This is a genomic window from Gordoniibacillus kamchatkensis, assembly GCF_000829455.1.
GTDB classification, from domain to species: Bacteria; Bacillota; Bacilli; order Paenibacillales; family NBRC-103111; genus Gordoniibacillus; species Gordoniibacillus kamchatkensis.
The window spans coordinates 1-3,830 of sequence record NZ_JXAK01000130.1 but is presented as its reverse complement, the minus strand read 5'-3'; the positions used below and the strand labels follow the sequence as shown (position 1 = coordinate 3,830).

5 protein-coding genes and 2 pseudogenes are annotated in these 3,830 nt (G+C 59.3%); 5 read left to right on the top strand and 2 right to left on the bottom strand.

Annotation, left to right across the window (positions count from 1 at the left end):
* Positions 1–491: 491 nt before the first annotated feature.
* On the bottom strand, positions 492–1,175 hold the full coding sequence (locus SD70_RS32345; RefSeq protein WP_052488132.1) for a hypothetical protein: 684 nt from the start codon (positions 1,173–1,175) through the stop codon (positions 492–494).
* A gap of 223 nt (positions 1,176–1,398) precedes the next feature.
* On the opposite strand from SD70_RS32345, the pseudogene SD70_RS32340 reads away from it, so the two are divergent.
* Positions 1,399–1,970, top strand: a pseudogene (locus tag SD70_RS32340) (xanthine phosphoribosyltransferase).
* Between the two features lie 94 nt (positions 1,971–2,064).
* Positions 2,065–2,391, top strand: a complete 327-nt coding sequence (locus SD70_RS32335) for a hypothetical protein (RefSeq protein ID WP_041052810.1) — start codon at positions 2,065–2,067, stop codon at positions 2,389–2,391.
* A gap of 65 nt (positions 2,392–2,456) precedes the next feature.
* Here the strand turns inward: SD70_RS32335 and SD70_RS32330 are convergent, their stop codons facing one another.
* Complete coding sequence (locus SD70_RS32330; RefSeq protein WP_041052808.1) at positions 2,457–2,795, bottom strand: hypothetical protein; 339 nt, start codon at positions 2,793–2,795, stop codon at positions 2,457–2,459.
* Positions 2,796–2,934: 139 nt separating this feature from the next.
* On the opposite strand from SD70_RS32330, the gene SD70_RS32325 reads away from it, so the two are divergent.
* The 3 genes and pseudogenes from SD70_RS32325 to SD70_RS39605 form a co-directional block, all read left to right on the top strand.
* Positions 2,935–3,171: a hypothetical protein gene (locus SD70_RS32325; protein ID WP_041052806.1), complete on the top strand. Its 237-nt coding sequence runs from the start codon at positions 2,935–2,937 to the stop codon at positions 3,169–3,171.
* 3 nt (positions 3,172–3,174) lie between these two features.
* Positions 3,175–3,573, top strand: coding sequence for an adenosylcobinamide amidohydrolase (locus tag SD70_RS39610; RefSeq protein ID WP_052488131.1), 399 nt, complete (start codon positions 3,175–3,177; stop codon positions 3,571–3,573).
* A gap of 67 nt (positions 3,574–3,640) precedes the next feature.
* Positions 3,641–3,830 (top strand): annotated as a pseudogene (locus tag SD70_RS39605) (adenosylcobinamide amidohydrolase); the annotation flags it as partial.

Below are 3,830 nucleotides of genomic sequence, written 5' to 3'. Positions count from 1 at the left end.
TGCAACGGTTCAATAAAGACACCGCGTTCCGTTATGCTATGGCGGTCGAGCTCCGGATGCGAAATAACGGAACAGTATTCCGTTAAGGCTTAAGGCATGGCCAACGGGCGGATCGGGCACCGGAACGGCGCTTAAGCGCCTCTCGGGCTTTGCCCAAACTTCTGGATCCCGGTATTGCAACGGTTCAATAAAGACACCGCGTTCCGTTATGCTATGGCGGTCGAGCTCCGGATGCGAAATAACGGAACAGTATTCCGTTAAGGCTTAAGGCATGCCAACGGGGCGGATCGGGCACCGGAACGGCGCTTAAGCGCCTCTCGGGCTTTGCCCAAACTTCTGGATCCCGGTATTGCAACGGTTCAATAAAGACACAGGGCTTTTCCTTCGCCGGGCGGCAAAGGAAAAGCCCTGATTTTGGCCAAGCTTCGCTCATTTCAAGGCGAACAGCTTGATCGAGCGGATCGTCCCGGCCTTCGGATCGAGGTCGAGCTTCAGCACCGTCCTTCGGACTTGTAGGTCAGTACGTACGATGTGTTCGTATCGGGCTTGCCCAGTGCGGCGACGGCGTCTTCCAGCTTCTGTCCGAGGCGCAGGCCGTGCAGCCCGGGATCGATGTCGGCCGAACGCACGTCGACGAACTCGAGCGTATCGTTTTTGTTAAAGCCGACGGAGAAGTCGGTGTAGTCGTATACCGTGATCGGATCCGCATCGTCATCCATCACGAACTTGTTTTTGGCGGCGCCGAGCTTTGCCAGTACGTCGTCCTTCGGCGTCTTGAGCGCGAGGCCGAGCAGCGTCGGCTTTCCTTCTTTATAAGCGTCTTTCGCCTCCACATGCGGCTTCGCTGACTGCGCCGGCGACTGCGCCGCCTCGGACTTGCCGACGGGCTTTCCTGCCGGAGCGGCGATCGGGGCGGCCGCAGCGGTGCCGGTGTCCGGACCAGCGGTAGACGAAATATGCATCGAGTCTTTGCCGGCCGCAGCTTGCTCCTGCCCTCCCGAGGCAGACCGCCGTGAGGAGGCCGTATCGAACGAAGCTTCGGTGCCGGAAAGCTTGCGGTCCGCACTGGCGGACCCAGGCACGGCAGCTTGCCGTTCGCATCCTGCCAGCGTGGCGGCGAATGCGGCGAAGACGATTATGTATGTCAGGGCGACGAACGTCGCGGGACGGTTCATGACGGAACTTCAGCTCCTCCGCTGCAAATACTTGCTATAGTCAAAATAGTAAACGTTTTTGCCGCCGAGCTCAATGACTGCGACAAAAAGCTTCCTATTCATAATAACGGCACGAGCACATAAAAAGTTTCGCTGGAAGGAAGTCCCTTTTTGAAAATGGGACTTGAAACCTACTCGTTCATTATGATACTTTACTGATAATATTGATGCGGGAGGTACCGAGGTGGAGCTGCTGAAAAAACGAATTCTCGAAGTCGGCACTGTAGTCTCAGATCAAGTGCTCAAGCTCGATTCGATCCTGAACCATCAGATCGACCCGCAGCTAATCATGGAAATGGGCAAGGAGTTCGCGCGACTGTTCGCGGAAACGAAGCGACGCGGGTGCTGACCGTGGAATCGTCCGGCATCCCTGTCGCGTATGCGACGGCTTTCACGCTCGGCGTGCCGCTTGTGTTCGCGCGGCGCAAAAAGCCGGTCACGATGACGGACAATTTGTATGTCGAGAGGGTGCCGTCGTTCACGAAAGGCATCGTCACCGACATTATGGTTTCTTCCGAATTTTTGGCAAAAGGGGACCGGGTGCTGCTCGTCGACGACTTCATTGCAAACGGCGACGCGGCGCGCGGCTTAATGCGCATCGTGGAACGCGCTGAAGCCGAGCTTGTCGGCGTCGGCATCGCCGTCGAGAAAGCGTTCCAGGCGGGAGGCGCGTCGCTGCGCGAACGCGGCATTCGCGTCGAAGCGCTGGCGCGCATCGCTTCGCTCGCCGGAGGGCGCATTACGTTCGCGGAATAGTGGGGGCCGATTTTTTTTCCAGCGGATAACTGCCTTCCATGAAATCGCTTTTTCCTTTATAATGGTACCAAGGTGACAGAGAGGAGGCATTAACATGGGGAACCCGACTATACCGGCCGATTATTTGATGACGAAGCTGTCCGAGGCGAAAACTCATTTTGAGCGGGCATTGGATTGCAAGCATACGGAGTTTGACGACCTGTATCCCTATATGATTGAACATCCTCAATTTTTTTGGTATAAGCGCTATGTTGCCTGGTCCGAGCTGTTGACGTTAGTGAAGCTCTGTACGGAGCTGTCGATTGAATGGGAGCAGCAGTTTTCAAAGCAGCAGACGGAATATATCAAGAAGCGCGTCATGTCCAGCAAAGTGCTCGACGAGTGGTTCGAGACGAACGACTCCAAGGAGCATGTCGGCTAAAATGGCACAACCCTCGGTCCGCAAGGATCGAGGGTTTTTTTGCAGGCAAAATCGGGCGCCCGGGCTTACTGAGGGACAAGCGGCGCCGCAGGGGCGATCGGCCCGTTCAGCACGTTCATCTTCTCGATGTGCGCCTTCGTCTCCGGCGTCCCAAGCTCGTAAAGCATCCGATACACGCCGCCCAGGTGGCTATCGTAACCTTCGTTATGGTCTTCCGAGCGGGTAGGGAGGAGCAAGCCGCGCGTCCCCGCTGCCGTCTCGGCGGCTGCCGTATCCTCGAACAGCTCCTGAAGCCGGTCTATCTGCTCGTCCGTCGCCTCGATTTCAAATTCGAAGCTTTCATCGGTCTTGTTATCGACTATGGAGCCCGAACCTACCGTCACGTAAAATTTTTTCTTCTTCATCCGTTCCACCTTTTCCGGGATGTATCGCCTGTGGTTAAGGTGCCCGGGAGCGGGAACGATTATGTGCGCTTGCCCTCGCCTGAGGCGAGGTTTTCTTGGCGGGGCCGATGTTGTATGCTAGGGGCAGAGGTGACGATCAATGATTAGCGACGAACAATTGGATCAATACCGGGTGGCCGGGACGATGCTGCGCGTCGTCCGCGACGCCGATCCGGTGAACGATGTGAGGGGCATCGTCGTGGCGTGGGATGCGGAGCTCGTCATGATCCGCAAGCCAAACCGCAGGCTTGTCAAATTGGATCGCCGATACTTGTACCGGCCGTTCGCCGAGCCGCGGCCGACAGACGTGGAGGCAGTTGACGAGGAGCGAAGGTAAGCGATGGCCCGGAACGGGAACGACCGGCAAATGCAAGACGGCAGCGGCATACGGCATATCCCCGGCGGCCATGCGGACGTAAGCCGCATCGAGCTGTCGCTCGGCGTCGAAGGGGTGCGAGCGCACCTCGTGACGGGACAAGCCGCCTCGTACTTGCTTCTCGAGGCGGACGAGCCGCTAAGGACGCTCAATTCGGCCCCGTGGGGCGGGGGATTCGGGTACTGTACCGTACTCGTCAATCGGCAAGTCGACAAATCGTATGATTGCGACGATCCGAACGCCGAGATGGAGGCGTTCTTGCGCGCACAGCGGCTGAACGGCGCAGCCGCCGCCGGCATGCTGACGGCGGCGCGGGTCGCCGACGCGGGACTAGCCCGCGCCGCCTACGGGGCGGCGCGGTGACGAGCCTTGTTACCGTCGGACTCGGTAACAAGGCTCGCGCGGGGCTGGCGCAGCGCGCCCCGCAGCTGTTCCGGGCACGATCAACGCGATCGTGCTCGTGGACGGCACCATGACCGACGCGGCCATGGTGAACGCGGCGCTGACCGCGACGGAGGCCAAAGCCGCGGCGCTGCAGGCGCTGGACGAGCGCGTCGCCGTCCAGCCGGGCAGCGGGCTCTCGGCGGCGGAGGCGGAGGCGGCCGCGCAGGCCGCCCTGA